The following is an 18,486-nucleotide window of genomic DNA, read 5'->3' as shown; positions in this document are numbered from 1 at the left end:
GGAAATTGATATGGCGACCATTGACTTAATTGTTTTGGGAATGTTAAAGAAAGAACCTCTGAGTGCGTATGACCTTCAAAAGTTGGTAGAGTACCGCAATATTTCAAAATGGGTAAAAATTAGTACCCCGTCTATTTATAAAAAGGTTATCCAGTTGGAGGAAAAAGGATATATTTCAAGTCATATAGAAAAAGAGGGTAAAATGCCAGAAAAATCAGTGTATTCTTTAACTGAAAAAGGGAAACAGCAGTTTGAAAAATTGATGCTTGAAATATCCTGTAAGCCGATAAACATTTTTTTGGATTTTAATGCTGTCATTGTAAATCTGGACAGTATGTCCAGAGAAAGACAGCAAGAATGTCTGGATAATATTGAGAGCAGTATGGAGGTATTGAAAAAATATCTGGAAGAAAATATTGCTTTGAAAAAGAGTAAAGAAGATATTCCTGTTACGGGTATGGCAGTTTTACGGCAACAATACACATTGGCAGAGGCAATAGAGGAGTGGATTGCTTCATTAAAAAAAGAAATCAATTCGTAAAAGTGCATGGTAGGAACAAAAGAAATGCTGTTATTTTTTAGTTTGGATTGTAATGAGATTGTAAGAAGTGGTTGCTATACTGAATTTACAAAATAAAAACAGAAATTTGGAGGTTTTAATATGGCAATACTTGAAACAAAAGATTTACGAAAGATATACGGAAGCGGAGAAAACGAAGTCCATGCTTTGGATGGGGTATCCATTTCCGTAGAGGAAGGCGAATTTGTTGCTGTTATCGGTACATCGGGCAGCGGTAAATCTACACTACTCAACATGATTGGTGGGTTAGACCGTCCTACTTCTGGTAGTGTTACTATCCGAGGAAAAGAACTGTTGAAAATGAAAGACGAGGAACTGACGATTTTTAGGCGTCGAAACATTGGCTTTGTTTTTCAGAATTATAATCTGCTTCCTGTTCTTAATGTGTATGAGAACATTGTGTACCCTATTGAGATCGATGGTGGCAAGACCGATACAAGATTTGTAAAAGAGATTATCCATACTCTTGGCTTGGAACAAAAGCTTAAGAATATGCCGAATAATCTTTCAGGTGGTCAGCAGCAGAGGGTTGCGATTGCCCGTGCCCTTGCGACAAAGCCTGCCATTATCCTTGCCGATGAGCCGACTGGAAATTTGGACTCAAAAACAAGTATGGATGTTATTTTGCTGATGCAGTCGATTAGCCGTCAGTTCCACCAAACCACCATTATGATCACGCACAATGAGGAAATCGCTCAAATGGCAGACCGCACAATCCGCATTGAGGATGGCAAGGTTGTTTCGGGAGGTGTCAGATATGCACGCTAACCGAAATAAAAAAGCAGTTAAGCGAGTAGAAAAGGGAATGATGAAAGCAAACCGTATTCGTAACCTGTTTGCGGTGTTTGCGATCGTTCTCACTACATTTATGATTACTACCGTGTTTAGTTTGGGCATTAACTATATGGAAAATATGAAGTTAATGCAGGTGCGTACCGCAGGCACGACCGCTAATGCTTCCCTTGCGATGCCGACAGAAAAGCAGGAACAGCAGATTAAGAATTTGGAATATGTTAAAACCGTCGGTACGCAGTATATGGTCGGCTCGGTTGCCGAGAAGAACGATGAGGGGCGTGATCTTTCTATCGCACTTTCGTATTACGACACTACTGAATGGGATAAACACTATAAAGAAACAATCAAAGATATAGAAGGGAAATATCCCTCAAATGAAAATGAAATTATGCTGTCAAAGGATGCTCTTTCACAGCTTGGAATGAAAGAGCCGAAGCTGAATATGGAAATCCCTCTGTCCTATTATGATAAAAACGGTCAGCAGGAAAAAAATTTCACTTTAAGCGGATGGTTTCATTCCTATACAGGCACGGGAATGGGCTTTGTTTCCGAAGCGTATTGCAAAAATGCAGGCTATACAATGGCAGAGGACGGCGTTCTTTCTTTGTCGTTGAATAAAATGCCTGATGATTTTTATCGTATTCAAAAAGATGTGGAGCTTAACGAAAATCAATCTTTCGGCGGTGCGGTTTCCATGAAATCATCAAGCGGTTCAGTGATTGCAATGGTAATCCTATTGGTATTCTTTATTATTGGCAGCGGGTATCTCCTTATTTACAATGTTTTGTATATATCCATTTCAAATGATACCCGTTTTTACGGTTTGATGAAAACGCTTGGAACAACGCAAAAACAGATTAAATCACTGGTAAAAAATCAGGCAGTTAAGTTTGCTTGCATTGGTATCCCGATTGGTATTTTGTTAGCCACCGCTGTTTCCTTTGGAATTGTTCCATTTGTGTTGAACGAGGGTTTTGAACAGGGCAAGTCGATGATGGATGCCGAAGTGTTTTTCCATCCATCTATCTATATTTTGTCCGTAATCTTTTCAGCAGTAACCGTTTGGATTGCCTGCAATGCTCCTGCAAAAGCGGCTGCAAAAATTTCGCCAATAGAAGCATTGAAGTTTCAGAATTTTGCACCGAAGAAAACAAAAAGCAGAAATTCCACCAATGGTGGCAAGCTGCATGTGATGGCATTTCATAATGTATTCCGTGACAAAAAGCGTGCTGCCCTTGTGTTTATGTCCTTGTTTATGGGAATTACTATGATTTTAGGCGTAAATGGGGTTATAAGCAGTATGTCGGCTGAGAACTTTATTAAGGAATATATGGACTATAACTTTGAATACACTGATATTCAGTTTGAGCAGTATGAACAGCTCAATAAAGAAGTACCGCAGTTTGACGAACACTTTGTAGAACAAATCAAGCAGCTTGACGGTATTAAAAATATAGATGTTCAAAAAACAGTCTGGGCAGGTATTGACTTTAATGAAAACGATTTAGAAGGCTTTATGAAAATCAAATATGAGGACAGCAAATATAAAGCAAAGGGGCAGTCCTATGAACAGACGATAGAAACACTGAAAGGGTACGCTGAATCTGGTGACTATGGCTGCTATATTACAACGCTTCCAGACGACAGGGTACTGGAAGAATACAATGCAGAGCATCCTGATACGCCTATTGACATGGAAGCATTTAAGCGTGGCGAAACAGCGATTGCAGGAAAAGATACCGAATATAACGCTCCTAATACCGCTTTAGTGGGTGAAACATTGACACTAACTGCCGACAGTACAGACGGCAAGGCAACTGATTTCAAAATTGGCGGAGCTTTTTACTATGACGATTATGATAATACTCTTTCAGAAGGTATTGGCAGACGCAAAGAAATAAATATGGTGCCAGATGTTATCTTTGTCAGCGAAGCGGGTATGGAACGCCTGACAAAAGAACCAATAATTTCCGCAATCGGCGTTGACATTAAGAATTTCAACGATTTAGAGCGAATTGACAGCGAATTACAGGCGATCAACAGTACCTTGACCACATCGGAGTGGCAGCTGAAATCTTCCGTGAATCAGAAAGAACTATATAACCAGATGAACTACTCTTTGAGCTTGCTGGGAAACGGTGCTGCAATTCTGCTCATTGTCATCGGCTTGATTAACTTTGTAAATGTTATGTTGACGGGTGTGGTGGCAAGGAAAAATGAATTTGCCATTATGGAAAGTATCGGAACAACGAAAAAGCAGATCAGGAAGATATTGACCTTAGAAGGCGGTATTTATGCTCTGATTTCTACTCTGCTGATTATGACTTTTGGTAATGCGTTCCTAATGTTGGTGGCAGATGCAGTTCCGCATATGGCAAACTATGCAGTATTTAAATACCCTGTTGCACTTGTCATCGGTTTGATCGCAGCAATCTTTGTAATTTGCTTAAGCGTTCCTGCCATTGTTTACAAGGCAACTTCTGATGAAACGGTCATTGAAAGACTGCACAATTTTGATAGTTAAATGAGGTTGTGGGACGGACGCAGCATTGCTGCGTCTGTTCCTGCAATTTTGTATATTGAGGAAGGTGGTGCGTTTTGCGGCTATGGCAAATATTTTTCTACTTGAAGATGACAAAATTCTGAGCAAGGGTATTTCTATCGCCCTAAAAAAAGACGAGCATATGGTCACAGCAGTCTATGGGTATTTGGAAGCATTGAAGCAATACCAAAAACAAAAGTATGATTTGTTTCTGCTTGATATTAACCTGCCTGACGGCAATGGTTTGGAATTTTGTGAAAAAATTCGTGAAACATCGGAAACACCCGTATTATTTCTAACTGCTAATGATACGGAAGAAGATATGTTGGAAGGGTTTGGCGTGGGTTGTGATGATTATATATCAAAGCCTTTTTCTATCGAAGTTTTACGGAAAAAAGTATTGGCAGTTCTAAAACGAAGTGGCGTAGGAAAATTTCGTATGAAATACAGAGATTTAGAGTTAGATAAAGAAAAGTGTCTTGTTTTGATGAAGGGACAGGAAATACATTTGACCTCAACAGAATACAAATTGCTCCTTTATCTAATGGAAAACAGGGGAAGGGTTGTTACAAAGGCAATGCTTTTGGAACAGCTTTGGGATATAGATGGAAACTTTGTTGATGATAATACCGTGCGTGTGAATATTAAGCGGCTAAGGCAGAAACTGAATGATGAAAAGCAGGAATACATTGTAACAGTTTTTGGCATGGGCTACTCTTTTGGAGAATGACGATGAAGCATTTTGTGATTTATAGAAAACTGATTTTAATTATAGGTACTGCTACGGCGGTGGTATCTGTTGGTGTGTTCTTTTTTATGGAGGACATCCTTTTCCGTACGCTTTTTATCTCTTTTGCATTTGTATTTTTTGGGGGTCTGTTGTTCCTGCTGGACTTTCTGCACAACCGCTATAATGATAATCTGTTAGAGGAGATTACGCTGCTCATTGAAGCATTGGTAGAACAGCAGGAACGGACGGTCTTTTCAGAAGCTGAGGATACCCTGACCGCACGGCTGCAGCATCAACTTCTAAAACTCCGCAATATTTTAAAGGCACAGAATCAAATGCTGACACAGGAGAAAGAACAGATTAAAACTTTAATCTCCGATATTTCGCATCAAATTAAAACGCCCGTAGCAGCGGCAAACACCTTTGCACAGTTATTAGGTGATACAGGGTTATCCGATGAGGAGAGAAGGGAATATATTGCCACCTTGCAGATGTCCCTTGAAAAGCTGACTTTTTTGACAAACAGTTTGATTAAAATGTCCCGTTTGGAAAGTGGCATTATCCGATTAAAACCTGAACAAAGCAGTTTAAATGATATTGTTATGCAAGCGGTAAAAACGGTTTATGCCAAAGCAAGGGATAAAAATATTACGATTACCTTTGATTGTGGGCAGACCTTTGAAGCCCTGCTTGATTTTAACTGGACGGCAGAAGCTGTTACCAATGTACTTGACAATGCTGTGAAATATACACCAAGCGGAGGAGTTGTGGACTTGAAAATCACCGAATATCCATCGTATTTGCGATTGGATGTATCCGATAACGGAATTGGCATTCCTGAAGAAGAACAGGCAAAAATCTTCGGCAGATTTTACCGTGGAAAGCAGTCAGCAGGAGTTGACGGTGTAGGGATCGGTTTATATCTTACCCGTGATATTGTGAATAAGCAGAACGGGTATATCAAGGTGGCATCCGATGAAAAAGGTACGATATTTTCTTTATTCTTGAAAAAAGTTTAGAGAATAATAGTAATTCCAGATAAGTGTACGATATGAATTTGTCAAGATAGTAAATATAAAATAGAAAGATTAAATAAAACATGATAAATGGAGATGGATAATTTATGATTTCAGAATGGATAATTTGCCCGATTTGTGGCAACAAAACCCGTGATAGAGTTAGAGAAGATACTGTTTTAAAGAATTATCCTCTTTACTGTCCGAAATGTAAGAAAGAAACTTTAATAAATGCAAAGAAATTACATATAACCGTCATCAAAGAGCCAGACGCATAGACGCAGAGCCGATGAACTTGTGAGATAACCTCATAAGTCATCGGCTCTTTTTTTACATGAATATAGAATTTGACAAGTCCGCCAAATAAAAAAAACGGTGTTTTGGTGGGCAATTTTGTCATGCTCAGATGGCTATTTTATCCCTCCAGACCTGTTTCAAGTTTGGAGGGATTTCTTATGTGTTGGTCTGATAACACTGTGCTGCTGATTTTAAGCAGCAGTTATTTACATACCGTTCGATAGAGATGAGAATAATCTGTTAAAAAAATTCTTATCTCCATTTGGGGAAATTATGTTCCAAAAGTAGATGTTAAATATCTATATAATAGAATTGTTATTTCTTATAACCGTAAGGGTTTGACAGCCTTTGCGGTTTTTCTTTTGTCGTTTTTTGTTGAATTAAGTCGTAAGCCTGTTTGTGGCGTAGGGTGTCGTTCACCGCCGATCAATCTGAAATTTCAAAAATTCAGATTGATTGGAGGAACAAAGAATGAATGAAAAACATCCTAACCGAAAAAAGGACAAGCATAACCCTTATACGCTGATGATTGTAGAGGGCAGATATTACCTCTCTTTTAAAGATGGGCGGGGTGTTATGCAAAATATTGAAATAGAGAAAGTGCTGTATGACCTGTTTAACCGTTTTGAGCTTGAGGATATTTCCTATCTTAATCGGGTGAGCAGGCACATTGAACACTCCGAGTTGACAGAAAACTCCTTGAATGACCGAGTTTTTTATAAGGAAGAAAGTCTTGAGGAAACCGTTTCAAGGTGCATCGAATACGAACTGCTACATAAGGCAATATCAAAACTGCCCGAAACACAAAGACGCAGGCTGCTGTTGTACTTTTTCGGAGAGTTGTCCTATGAGCAGATTGCCAAGTTGGAGGGATGCACCAAAATGGCGGTTAAAGGAAGCGTTGACATTGCACTAAAGAAGTTAAAAAAACTTTTTGAAAAATTTTAATTTTAGCCTATACGAAACCGCTTTTAAGTGAGCAAACAGGTGAGAGGGATTAAATTCCTTCCACCTGTTTTGCTTTGTGTGGCGAAAACGGGAGTGATCCTTGACAACCGAATATCCATTCGCCAAATACTTCCTCTTTGTGATTGTGATGAGCATAAGCGTGTGCAGCGGTACGCCAAGACCTGTTAAGAAGCAGCGAGCGATGAAAGGGGGTGATCTCATTCATTACCGACTGAAAATATCGGATTGCTTCCGATTTCGCCATAACCCACAAAGAGAATAATGGTACTCCCGTCCAGTCACAGTCCGAGCGTGATAAAACCGTCGCAGGCAATGAGGGCGGCTCTGGCAGACCGTCAGAGGGGTGGAACTCCCGTGGTGTCAGTTCGCTACTGACCGTTTGGCGACTTCCCATAGCATTTCGGGGTGTCGAGGACAAATTGAAATGCTCCTATCATAAAGCCAGATAAAAGGTAGTCATAGGAACAGAGATTTTGCTTATACTCTCCCGACCTTAAATACTTCCTTTTGTTTGGCTGCCTACATAGGCAGAACATACCTGCCTAAATAAATCTGGGAGGTCAAACATAATGGAAAGAAAAATCAAGCGTGGAGATATTTACTACGCAAATCTAAATCCTGTTATCGGCTCGGAGCAAGGCGGAACAAGACCTGTACTTATCATTTCAAACGATGTCGGCAATAAGCATAGCCCTACGGTCATTGTCGCACCCATCACAAGCCGAATACACACTAAAGCAAAATTGCCGACACACACTTTAATCAATGATTTTGAAGGTTTGGATAAGAACTCAATTATCCTGTTTGAACAAATCCGCACCATAGACAAACAACGCCTGCGTAAATATGTTGGTATGCTATCCACAGTCATAATGGCAAGAGCCGATAAAGCTCTTGCCATTAGTATTTCTTTGAGGGAGGTCAATAATGAATGAAATTAAGGTAGATAAAAATGTAGCGGCTCTGAAACTCATTGAGATACTTCTTGAAAAAGGAATGATAAATCAAGCCACATATACAAATATCGTGAAACACGCAAATTCGCACATTTCACAGGCGGCTTGATAATCAGTACAATATATTCAGAAAAATGAATTGGAGGTATGCTTAATGAACACAGCAGTAAATGAATATAATTACAGATTTAAGCTCACAGATTATTCTCTGTTTGACAGAAACAGAGCCAGAAAAGTTGCTATTTATGGTCGTGTTTCAACAGAACACGAAGCACAGTTATCTGCATTGGAAAATCAGTTACAATGGTATGATGACCAAGTAAAATATCATCCGAACTGGACGGTCTGTGAACGATATATTGATGAAGGTATCACGGGAACACAGGCAAAAAAACGCCCTGCCTTTTTGAAAATGATTGAAGATGCCAAGCAAGGTAAATTTGATTTAATTGTTACCAGAGAGGTATGCCGTTTTGCACGAAATGTTGTGGATACCCTTGTTGTTACAAGAGAGTTAAAAGGCATAGGCGTTGAGGTGTTTTTTATCGACGATAATATTTGGACAATGGACGGAGATGGAGAACTGCGGCTATCTCTTATGGCAACATTGGCACAGGAAGAAAGTCGCAAGACTTCCGAGCGTGTAAAAGCAGGTCAGAAAATCAGCCGTGATAATGGTGTTCTCTATGGAAACGGTAATATTTTAGGTTATGACCGTGTTGGAGATACCTATGTTATCAATGAGGAACAGGCAGAAACGGTCAGAATGATATATGATTTGTATCTGCAAGGTTATGGCTCGATGAAAATCGCAAAGATTTTGACGGAGCGAAAAAGGAAAACAGCTTCTGGACTTATAAAGTGGAGCGTTTCAAATATTATGAGAGCGATTAAAAATGCCACTTACACAGGAACAAAGTGTTACAACAAATCCAGAAGCAATAACTTTTTAGAGCAGAAGCGAATAAACAATCTTGATATGTCCACTTATGAATATGTTGAGGGTGATTTCCCTTCTATTATTTCTCAAGAGATATGGAATAAAGCACAGGCGATAAGGGAAAGTAGAGTAAAACCTGTATGTGTATCGGCAGGGAAAAACACACATAGTAAGCGTGATTCACGAGATATATGGGTCAATAAGCTACGTTGTTCCTGCGGCTCATCATACCGTAAAAATAAATGGCATACGAAATTGGACGGAAAAACCTCTTACGGTTATCAATGCTACAATCAGCTTAACAACGGAATTAAACGGAAAAGAGCTGAAATCGGTTTAGATACTGAGGGATATTGTGACAGCAGAATGATAACCGATTGGAAACTCGATTTTATGGCAAAAGCTTTGTTAGAGCATCTCTGGACGGAGAGAAAAGAGTCTGTACTGATTGCGTTAGACCTTATTAAGTATTATTATAAGGAAGAAAAATCTAACGAAACTCAATCCGATACGGTAACGATACAGGCGAAATTGGATAAGGCAAATAGCAGACTGACTAACTTGATTGCTATGAGAGCTGATGGAGAGATTTCCAAGGACGAGTATCAAGCAATGAGAAGTCCTGTCGATGAAGAAATCAAGAAACTTCAAAAAGCACTTGATGAAATTCCACAGGAAAAAAGCAATCCGAAAGGATTGGATATAGAGGGTATCCGTTCCACTCTGAACAGCTTTATTGATTTTAGTGGTAGCACTATCAGCCACGATGTTGTCAATCAGTTTGTATATCTGATAACACCGACATCGGATACTACATTTGATTGGTATGTTAATCTGAATGGGACAGCAGATGTGAAAGCAACCTTTACAGCGGAAGGCAGAAAGAAAAACTGCATTATCAAATTGGAGGAAATCGAAAAGATTTCCTCGGTACATAGGGAAAAGAATGAGGACAATGCTCATTTCATTAAAAACCCCCATATTTTTACCTATCTGCACAGGCAGCTATCGCTGAGAAGAATGCATAATTAGCATATTGTTATGGGGCAAAGCGAAATATCCTCTAAAGAGGTAAAATAGCCAACCAGCCCTAAAGTGTCCAAACGTAAAATTTGACCTTGGAGAATTGTAGAAATACAGTTCTTCAGGGTCTTTTTTGTTACATTACACAGCGGTATTCTTTTGTTTAACAACCGTAGCAAGAATTCCCTCACCTCTATAGGAAGGCCACTGAAAAAGTCCTTTTTGCGTATAAATTAACACAAAATAAAGTACATCAATCAACTTTGAGACACTGTATATAGTATGAAAAAACAGTTTTTCAGCGGCGTCCTATAGGTGATGGGATGAATTGCACATTCGAGCATGTCTGCTCAAATTTATAAAAAATCACAAAACACTTGTTCTGACACAATAAATATATTATAATAGAGAAAAGAACAATATGCTCTTGGAATTTGGACGGTCGAAATAAGCAATAAGTGAGTGTACATAATGAGTTTAGATAATAATTCTCATTCAGTGTTTTTGTTTGATCATAGTTATGAAATATAGCAGAAAGATGCTGGACGATAAGATGTCAGAGAGAACAAAAGAAATCTTTGAAATATAGCACCTGTTGAAACAATCCATCAGTATATAGAGAGTCAGGGTGAGAAAGATAAACCGGGCAGTAAAAATAAGGATCTATCCAAATAAAGAACAGATAACCCAGATAGAGAAGACGATCGGCTGCAGTCGTTTTCTCTATAACCGGATGCTTGCGGATAAGATCCGCCATTATCAGGAAGAAAAAAGATGCTGAAAAATACGCCGGCCGGATATAAAAAAGAATATCCATGGCTGAAAGAGGTGGATTCTCTTGCGGCGAATGTACAGTTAAATCTGGAAGGGGCTTTCCGGAAATTTTTCCGGGAACCGGGAGTGGGATTTCCGCATTATAAATCAAAAAAACATTCGCGGAAATCCTATACAACGAATATGGTAAATGGGAATATCCGTCTGCAGGACAGGTTCCTGAAACTGCCAAAGATGCAGCCGGTAAAAATAAAACTCCACCGTATGATCCCGGAGGGATGGAAGCTGAAATCAGTGACTGTGAGCAGGGAACCGTCCGGAAAATATTTTGCCAGCCTGCTGTTCGACTGTGAAAACCAAACAGCGGAGAAAAGACAGGCGGAAAAATTTCTGGGGATGGATTTTGCCATGCATGGGATGTGTGTATTTTCTACCGGTGAAAGAGCCGGATATCCCATGTTTTACCGGAATGCAGAGAAAAAACTTGCCCGGGAACAGAGAAAACTTTCCAGATGTGAAAAGGGCAGCCGTAACTATCAGAAACAGAAGAAAAAGGTTGCTTTATATCATGAAAAGATAAAGAACCAGAGGAAGGATTTCCAGCATAAGCTCAGCTACAGCCTTGCAGAAGACTATGACGCAGTATGTGTGGAGGATCTGAACCTGAAGGGGATAGCCGGAGGCCTGCATTTCGGAAAAGGGATACAGGATAACGGATACGGTCAGTTCCTTTCCATGCTTGGATATAAGCTGGAAGAACGTGGAAAATATCTGATAAAAGTAGACAGATATTTTGCATCCAGTAAGATATGCAGCGTATGCGGACATAAAAAGAAAGAGTCACTTGCATTATCAGAACGGATATACCTATGCGAATGTGGAAACCGGATGGACCGGGATGTGAATGCGGCGGTCAATATTCTGAAAGAAGGAAAAAGAATATATAAAAAATGTGCATAATAGCACAGAAAAGATCCGTAACCGGATAAAAAAAGAACCGCGGGACACGCGGGGATAGCCTGTTTTAGCTTTGCCCTGAAGGGCAATTGAGCAGGAAGCTCCCACTTCAAAATCTGTAAGATTTAAGTGGCGAGAGCATGTCACGTATGATATACTGACCATAAAAGAAAAGCTTTTTGGAGAGGATGGAACCATTTTGATGAATAAAAAAGATACAAAGATCAACCGAAATGATATGCTGGAATTAACCCGCAGGATGACATTATCCAGAAACTGCTTTGTGCGTGCAGCAGGAGCATATATAGATGATGAGGGATACATAGATAATACCTTCAATGTAAGCTTCAAAAATATGAGCAAACATGATCAGCAGGTAAATCTGGATCTTGCGAAAACCATTCCTTTTTCCAAAACAAATGAACAGTTAAAATGTTATAAATTCCCTGAAGGGGATATGGCATATGACAGCATCCATAAACTACTGATGGCATTATCACAATACGGATTAAAAGATGATCTTCTGGTTCAGACTCTCTGTGAACAGCTTGCGGAGGGAATCTGCAGTACAAGAGATTCATCAAATAGAACAAACCGTCTGCAGGGACAGGAGTTTGGAATTTATATTTATCATGGAATATATGATATTCCCAAGAAAGGCTCAGACCACAGCGAACAGTGGGAGTCAGAAGAAATATACAGTTTCCTGATCTGTGTGGTGGCTCCGGTAGATAAAGATTACAATGCCGGAACTCCAAAATGCGGCTTTATTTTCCCTGCCTTTGAAGACCGTTCCGCAGAACCTGGAAAAATAGATGTATTCTTTGAAATACCGGAGCATCTGGACGAAGGATTTCTGAAAAGTCTGATTGTATATCAAAAGATTTGAAAAAACGTGGTATGAAGTTCGTGGGGACAACGGTCATCTATGCCTATTTACAGGCAGTAGGAGTTCTCTGTTCTCATGAGCAGGGCTGCTTTTTGGCAAATCAGAAAGCTGAGCATTATAATAGTTATTCATAAGACTGTTATTTCCTGATTTTTATCCATCCTGCATGAAGCAGATATACGCCTGCCGGAATCAGGGAAAGCATGTGTATATTTGTGCAGCTGCCTGTTTCTGCATATGTCGGCAGAATGAGTGTATGAAATGCAAGATAAAGGTATGCACCTGCAGCAATGAGATTACACAGAAAAAAACTCCAGCCGAAGATACCGGAAATAGAAGCTGTAAGAATGATGACCAGCGTCAGGGTATCAGGAACAAAGGGAAGATGAATAAAATCAAATTCAGGTTTCAGGGAGAGAAATGCGAGCACTGCGTAAAGAAAAAGAACTGCATTTAATAAACTTATGATTTTAAACGGTAAACTGTAAAAGGGTGTAACAGGGCAGTTGGGCCATAGTTCAACATCCAGTTTCTGTGCAAGCTGGGTTGCTGACTTTGTAAAGGTTATATTTGTCATTACAACAGCTTTATCGCAGTCGTAGAAGTTTGCACCTGCATAGGCTTCCTGAACGGCTTTATTTCCAACAGGATGGGTGTAATATTTACATTGTATCCCGTATTTTTTTCGATGTTTGAAAGCAATGATATCGATTCCCTGGTCTCCGGAGCTTTGGGTTACTTTTATTTTAGAAAAATGCTTTCGCTTTAGTATCTTTGCACATTGATATTCAAATTCATATCCATCCATGTGTTGAGTCTCCTGTATTATATAAAATTGTATAGCAGTCCTCGTAAATGATACATTTAAGAGGATTGCTATAGATGTAGTGCATATTTGCAATATATTATATCTGCAACATACCATTTATAGAAATTCAGGAAAATACTGTAAGTAATGAAATGGCTGGTGTTACGGTATTTTCCTGAATTACGATAACAGTCTGCAGCAAAATAAGAATACCATGTTTGATGATAAAGAACAAGTGTTTTGCGAAGAAAAGAAGAATGGGTTATTGTTTACTGGCTGGTTTACTGGTTGCGTTACTGAGACGTTACCGAGAATGGAATAAACGTTACTGTTCACACACCACTATCCCGCGAGGTGTTTTGGCATGAATATGCCAAAATCCCGAGACATACAAGCCAAAATTCCATTGCCGCAGGCAATCTGGAATGAATTTTGGCTACGTTACTGTGAACGGAGTGAACAGTAACGAATAAACAGTAACGAGAATGGTTACTCTTTGCGGGAATTGTGTTATAATAGTCTTTGATTTATTGCTGCTGAAAAAAGTGGACAGTTTATAGCGAGCCTATTAAATGCACTATTTACGAGGATTGCTATAGTAATTATACAAAACCGTAAGAGGGGGAGAAACATTTGAAAAATTTTGAAGAAATTATGTCGGAACGAAAAAACCGTATAGAAGCCAGAAAGGACGAGCTGATCCGCAGGAGTCTGCTGTCTGAAGAATTTCTGGAAATGATCCAGAAAAATAAAAGGCCCTTTGATCTGCTGATGTCTTACTATCAGTGTGCTGTCATGGAGATTGAGACAAAATTCAGAGTGCTGAATCAGGAGTATTCCCTGGAATATGATAAAAATCCTATCGAGGGTATTAAAACCAGAATTAAATCTTATGACAGCATTGTGCGGAAAATACGCAGAAAAAATATTCCCATGTCTTTAACTGCTATAGAAGAAAATATCAAGGATATCGCAGGTGTCCGGGTAATCTGTTCTTTTCCGGAGGATATCTATGAGCTGGCAGACAGCTTTCTGCGTCAGGATGATATTGTACTGATCGAGAAAAAAGATTATATAAAAAATCCAAAACCCAGTGGTTACAGAAGCCTGCATCTGATCGTGCAGGTGCCTATCTTTCTGCAGAAAAACAAAAAAATGGTAAATGTGGAAGTCCAGTTTCGAACTATTGCCATGGATTTCTGGGCAAGTCTGGAACATAAGCTTCGCTATAAAAAAGATATCCCGGCAGATCAGGCACAGCAATTGCAGGAGGAGCTTCTGGCGTGTGCCACCCAGAGTGCTCAGTTGGATAACCGGATGCAGGAAATTCGTAATCAACTGGTCAGCAGAGCTGATAAGGGGAATCAATCCTGAGAAAGTTCCTTATTTCAGGAACTTCCTCAATAATTTTTCATAAATTTTTCTATATGGCTGGTATCTCATTGGCAGATCCAGCCATGTTTTTTTGTCTACAATACTCTTATAGTGGGAGAAGGTATGAAAACCGTCTTTGCCATGGTAGGAACCCATTCCGCTTTCACCAAAGCCGCCAAATCCCATTTCACTGGTTGCCAGGTGGATGATGGTGTCATTGACACATCCGCCTCCGAATCCACAGCGGGAAGTAACTTTTTCCGCAGCTTCTTTGTCGGAGGTGAAGATATATAGTGCCAGAGGATGTGCCATGGAGTTGACCTTTTCGATGGCCTCATCCAGGGAATCATAGGTCAGCACAGGAAGCACAGGACCGAAGATTTCCTCCTGCATTATTGCATCCCCGAAGGTTACATTATCCATAACAGTAGGAGCAATCTGAAGAGCTCCCGGATTGTTGTCACCGCCGCAGACTACCTTGCTGGGATCAATCAGATTGCAGATACGAGTAAAGTGCTTTTCATTAATAATTTTCCCATAATTCTTATTATTCAGAGGTGTGGAACCAAACTGTTTCCTGATCTGTTTCTGGATCTGTCGGATCAGTTCATCCTTGATTTCTCTGTCGCAGTAAATATAATCAGGTGCTACACAGGTCTGACCACAGTTGAGATATTTTCCAAATACAATTCTTCTGGCTGCAAGTTTCAGGTTGGCACTTTTCTCTACAATGCAGGGGCTTTTACCGCCCAGCTCCAGGGTAACCGGGGTCAGATGTACAGATGCTTTTGCCATTACTTCCCTGCCAACATGCTGGCTTCCTGTAAAGAAAATATAGTCAAAATGTTCATTGAGAAGAGTGTTATTTTCCGCACGTCCGCCGTTTACCACAGCCACATACTGGGAATCAAAACATTCGGTGATAATGGTTTCAATCACCCGGCTGGTGTGAGGAGAGTAGGCGCTTGGTTTCAGTACAACTGTATTTCCGGCTGCAATCGCATCGATCAGCGGATCAATGGTGAGCAGGAAAGGATAATTCCATGGGCTCATAACCAGGACAACACCATAAGGAGATGGCTTCTTATAGCTTCTGGAAGCGAACTGGGCAAGGGGAGTCAGTACTGTTTTTTCTTTTGCATAGGAAGGTGTATGGCGGATCATGTAGCTGAGTTCTGAGAGCACAAGTCCCACTTCACACATATAGGATTCAAAGTTACTTTTTCCAAGGTCACGTTTCAGTGCTTCATTGATCAGTGGTTCATATTTCTGAATACAGGTCTTTAATTTTTTTAAGGCATCCAGCCTTTTTTCTACCGGTAAAGTGACACCTGTGTAAAAATAGCTGCGTTGTTTCTGAACGATTTCTTTAATTTCTGTTTCTGTCATAATACATTATTTCCTTATATAATATAGATATCAGGTAACTATTGAGAGTCTGCAGGTTCCTGTATTTTGATATTTTTATAAAAAACGCTTTGCAGGATAGAAGAATATTAACAGTTACTTCTCAGCTTCTGAGGTATTTTCCTTGGAAGTCAGAGACATCAGCATGTAATAAAATTTCTCCAGTTCGGAGGCATCCATAAGCTTCGGCACAGGATACAGAGGATTGGCCTCTTTATCTGCATAATGGGCAAGCTTGAGGATATCTGTTTCCTGAATTTCTTTTACAATATTTACGATTCCAAATCGCTCTTTCATCTCTTCAATTGCCCGGATAAAAAGCTCTGCTGCTTCATGGTCCGGCGTATTTTTGTCTGCAAGTCCTGCTGCAATGGCAAGTCTGTGGAGCTTTTTGTCAATGCAGGAGCCATATTCCCGAAGTACCAGCGGCAGCAGAATGGCATTGGCAAGTCCATGGGGAACGTTGTACTGTCCACCCAGAGAGTGAGCGACTGCATGAACATATCCTACATAGGATTTGGTAAAAGCACAGCCTGCGTAGAAGGAGGCGTGGAGCATATTTCGTCTTGCCTGAATATTATCGCCATGCTCATAGGCAATGTCTATATTTTCAAAAATCAGTTTTATCGCTTTTAATGCATCCCTGCGTGTATCAATGGTGGTGGAATTGCCAATGTATGCCTCCACTGCATGAGTCAGGGCATCCATACCTGTAGTTGCGGTGATAAATGGGGGCAGGCTTAAGGTAACCTTGGGATCCAGCACTGCATAGCGGGGAATCAGCGGGAAATCGTTGATGGCGTATTTATATCTGGTGTCTGCATCTGTGATCACAGCGGCGAGAGTGGTCTCACTTCCTGTTCCGGCAGTGGTTGGAACTGCCATGAGAAGGGGAAGTTTCTTATGCACCTTCAGGATTCCTTTCATCTGGGCCAGAGACTGATTGGGTTTAACCGCACAGGCACCGACTGCCTTGGCACAGTCCATGCTGGAACCGCCGCCGAAACCGATGATGGCATCACAGCCCTCTTTATGGTAAAGCTCCAGGGCTTCGCGGACATTGACAGTAGTAGGGTTGGCAACTGTTTTATCATAAATGGTATAGGGGATGCCGGCCTCCTTTAAAGCTTTTTCCAGTCTTCTGGTAAGTCCAAGCTTCATGATACCGCCATCTGTAATGATCAGTACATGAGTACATTTGTGGCGCATGATGATTTCAGGGAGTTCCTTGACGCTTCCTGCGATTTTGGGTTTTCTGTAAGGTAAAAAGGGAATTGCAATGTGAAAAGCTTTCTGAAAAGCCCTGCAATATATTTTTCTGAGAGTGTTCATGGATAATTCCTTTCCTGGGGCAGCCTGCTACTTTGCAGACTGCCGGACAGCAGTTACTTCAGAAAAAATATAACAAGGTAAAAAAGAAAAGTCAATATATTTTGATGTTCAAAATTTATCTTTGGTAAAAGAGCTTATTCCGAGACATACGAGCCAAAATTCCATTGCCGCAGGCAATCTGGAATGAATTTTGGCTACGTTACTGTGAACGGAGTGAACAGTAACGAACATATCCATAAAATTTTACAAAACTACGAAAATCAGTTGACAATGGAGTAAGTTTATACTAACCTGAAGTTAGCGAAGTATAACAATATTGTAAAACAGCAGTGTTATTATATTAAAGAATTAAAGAAATTTGCTCCACAGGAAGTGGATATGAGGGAGGAATGAAAAAATGTTTCTGCAGATACAGGGAATTCAGAAGTCTTTTGGTGCAGGGGACAGCCGGGTGGATGTGCTTAAAGGGCTGGATCTTGACATTGAGAGAGGAGAGTTTTGTGTGCTTCTGGGGCCGTCTGGTTCCGGTAAGTCTACGCTTCTGAATATTATCGGTGGGATTGACAGTGCAGACGAGGGAAATCTGGTCATAGACGGGGAGCGTCTGGCAGATATGTCGGAGAAGAATCTGTCTTTGTACAGGCGTAAGCATCTGGGATATATTTTTCAGATGTATAATCTGATCCCCAATCTTACAGTGCGGGAGAATATAGAGGTGGGAGCCTATCTCAGTGATAAGCCTCTGGATGTAGATGAACTGCTCCATACGCTGGGAATCTATGAGCACCAGAGAAAGCTTCCCAATCAGCTTTCCGGCGGTCAGCAGCAAAGGACTGCCATTGGCAGAGCCATTGTAAAGAATCCGGATATTCTTCTTTGCGATGAGCCTACAGGAGCCCTGGATTATAATACCTCCAAGGAAATCCTGAAGCTGATCGAGACGGTAAACCAGAAATACGGCAACACCATCGTCATGGTAACGCATAACGATGCCATCAAAGATATGGCTGACCGGGTGGTGAAGCTTCGCGATGGGATGATCCGCAAAAATTACCTCAATGAGCATAAGATCCCGGCAGCAGAGCTTGACTGGTAAG

General features: G+C 40.4%; 18 protein-coding genes and 1 pseudogene. 16 read left to right on the top strand and 3 right to left on the bottom strand.

All coding sequences use genetic code 11. The features are described from left to right. Positions 1 to 10: 10 nt before the first annotated feature. From NQ550_RS11450 to NQ550_RS11390, 14 genes and pseudogenes are all read left to right on the top strand, one after another. Entirely contained in the window at positions 11 to 541 is a 531-nt protein-coding gene (locus NQ550_RS11450; protein ID WP_009320282.1) for a PadR family transcriptional regulator, read from the top strand. Positions 542 to 661: 120 nt separating this feature from the next. Beyond that, on the top strand, positions 662 to 1,348 hold the full coding sequence (locus tag NQ550_RS11445; RefSeq protein ID WP_009243486.1) for an ABC transporter ATP-binding protein: 687 nt from the start codon (positions 662 to 664) through the stop codon (positions 1,346 to 1,348). Further along, on the top strand, positions 1,338 to 3,899 hold the full coding sequence (locus NQ550_RS11440) for an ABC transporter permease (RefSeq protein ID WP_025577694.1): 2,562 nt from the start codon (positions 1,338 to 1,340) through the stop codon (positions 3,897 to 3,899). Before NQ550_RS11445 ends, NQ550_RS11440 begins: the two co-directional genes overlap by 11 nt. Positions 3,900 to 3,981: 82 nt before the next feature. Beyond that, positions 3,982 to 4,647, top strand: a complete 666-nt coding sequence (locus NQ550_RS11435) for a response regulator transcription factor (protein WP_025577695.1) — start codon at positions 3,982 to 3,984, stop codon at positions 4,645 to 4,647. A gap of 2 nt (positions 4,648 to 4,649) precedes the next feature. Beyond that, positions 4,650 to 5,666: a sensor histidine kinase gene (locus tag NQ550_RS11430; protein ID WP_025577697.1), complete on the top strand. Its 1,017-nt coding sequence runs from the start codon at positions 4,650 to 4,652 to the stop codon at positions 5,664 to 5,666. A 104-nt stretch (positions 5,667 to 5,770) separates the two neighbouring features. Then, positions 5,771 to 5,941, top strand: a complete 171-nt coding sequence (locus NQ550_RS11425) for a cysteine-rich KTR domain-containing protein (RefSeq protein WP_011527997.1) — start codon at positions 5,771 to 5,773, stop codon at positions 5,939 to 5,941. Positions 5,942 to 6,431: 490 nt separating this feature from the next. Continuing rightward, a complete protein-coding gene (locus NQ550_RS11420; protein ID WP_025577699.1) occupies positions 6,432 to 6,908 on the top strand; it encodes an RNA polymerase sigma factor in 477 nt (158 codons plus the stop codon). 590 nt (positions 6,909 to 7,498) lie between these two features. Further along, complete coding sequence (locus NQ550_RS11415) at positions 7,499 to 7,864, top strand: type II toxin-antitoxin system PemK/MazF family toxin (protein WP_025577701.1); 366 nt, start codon at positions 7,499 to 7,501, stop codon at positions 7,862 to 7,864. Next, a complete protein-coding gene (locus tag NQ550_RS11410; protein WP_158563395.1) occupies positions 7,857 to 7,994 on the top strand; it encodes a hypothetical protein in 138 nt (45 codons plus the stop codon). Before NQ550_RS11415 ends, NQ550_RS11410 begins: the two co-directional genes overlap by 8 nt. 45 nt (positions 7,995 to 8,039) lie before the next feature. Further along, positions 8,040 to 9,857, top strand: coding sequence for a recombinase family protein (locus tag NQ550_RS11405; protein ID WP_025577702.1), 1,818 nt, complete (start codon positions 8,040 to 8,042; stop codon positions 9,855 to 9,857). Between the two features lie 619 nt (positions 9,858 to 10,476). Continuing rightward, complete coding sequence (locus tag NQ550_RS22110) at positions 10,477 to 10,629, top strand: helix-turn-helix domain-containing protein (RefSeq protein ID WP_173742053.1); 153 nt, start codon at positions 10,477 to 10,479, stop codon at positions 10,627 to 10,629. Further along, on the top strand, positions 10,623 to 11,582 hold the full coding sequence (locus NQ550_RS11400; RefSeq protein WP_326929040.1) for an RNA-guided endonuclease InsQ/TnpB family protein: 960 nt from the start codon (positions 10,623 to 10,625) through the stop codon (positions 11,580 to 11,582). The genes NQ550_RS22110 and NQ550_RS11400 overlap by 7 nt, the downstream gene beginning before the upstream one ends. A 199-nt stretch (positions 11,583 to 11,781) precedes the next feature. Continuing rightward, a complete protein-coding gene (locus tag NQ550_RS11395; RefSeq protein WP_029676911.1) occupies positions 11,782 to 12,468 on the top strand; it encodes a DUF4317 family protein in 687 nt (228 codons plus the stop codon). After that, positions 12,420 to 12,602 (top strand): annotated as a pseudogene (locus NQ550_RS11390) (DNA-3-methyladenine glycosylase I); the annotation flags it as partial. The gene NQ550_RS11395 and the pseudogene NQ550_RS11390, both read left to right, overlap by 49 nt. 5 nt (positions 12,603 to 12,607) lie before the next feature. Here NQ550_RS11390 and NQ550_RS11385 read toward each other — a convergent pair. Further along, the gene (locus NQ550_RS11385; protein ID WP_025578247.1) at positions 12,608 to 13,276 is read right to left on the bottom strand and encodes a restriction endonuclease; all 669 of its coding nucleotides are present in this window, start codon (positions 13,274 to 13,276) and stop codon (positions 12,608 to 12,610) included. A gap of 654 nt (positions 13,277 to 13,930) precedes the next feature. Here NQ550_RS11385 and NQ550_RS11380 point away from each other — a divergent pair. Further along, on the top strand, positions 13,931 to 14,650 hold the full coding sequence (locus tag NQ550_RS11380; RefSeq protein WP_025578246.1) for a GTP pyrophosphokinase: 720 nt from the start codon (positions 13,931 to 13,933) through the stop codon (positions 14,648 to 14,650). A gap of 9 nt (positions 14,651 to 14,659) precedes the next feature. Here the strand turns inward: NQ550_RS11380 and NQ550_RS11375 are convergent, their stop codons facing one another. Together NQ550_RS11375 and NQ550_RS11370 are read right to left on the bottom strand one after the other, a co-directional pair. Further along, a complete protein-coding gene (locus tag NQ550_RS11375; RefSeq protein ID WP_025578244.1) occupies positions 14,660 to 16,039 on the bottom strand; it encodes an aldehyde dehydrogenase in 1,380 nt (459 codons plus the stop codon). Positions 16,040 to 16,153: 114 nt separating this feature from the next. Further along, on the bottom strand, positions 16,154 to 17,389 hold the full coding sequence (locus tag NQ550_RS11370; RefSeq protein ID WP_025578242.1) for an iron-containing alcohol dehydrogenase: 1,236 nt from the start codon (positions 17,387 to 17,389) through the stop codon (positions 16,154 to 16,156). A gap of 397 nt (positions 17,390 to 17,786) precedes the next feature. Between NQ550_RS11370 and NQ550_RS11365 the strand changes: the two genes are divergently transcribed. Further along, a complete protein-coding gene (locus tag NQ550_RS11365) occupies positions 17,787 to 18,485 on the top strand; it encodes an ABC transporter ATP-binding protein (protein ID WP_008703350.1) in 699 nt (232 codons plus the stop codon). The last annotated feature ends 1 nt before the right edge of the window (position 18,486 follow it).

The sequence above is a fragment of the Blautia wexlerae DSM 19850 genome (genome assembly GCF_025148125.1).
Classification (GTDB): Bacteria; Bacillota; Clostridia; order Lachnospirales; family Lachnospiraceae; genus Blautia_A; species Blautia_A wexlerae.
The sequence above is the reverse complement of the archived record's forward strand: the minus strand, read 5'-3'. Positions and strand labels throughout refer to the sequence as shown.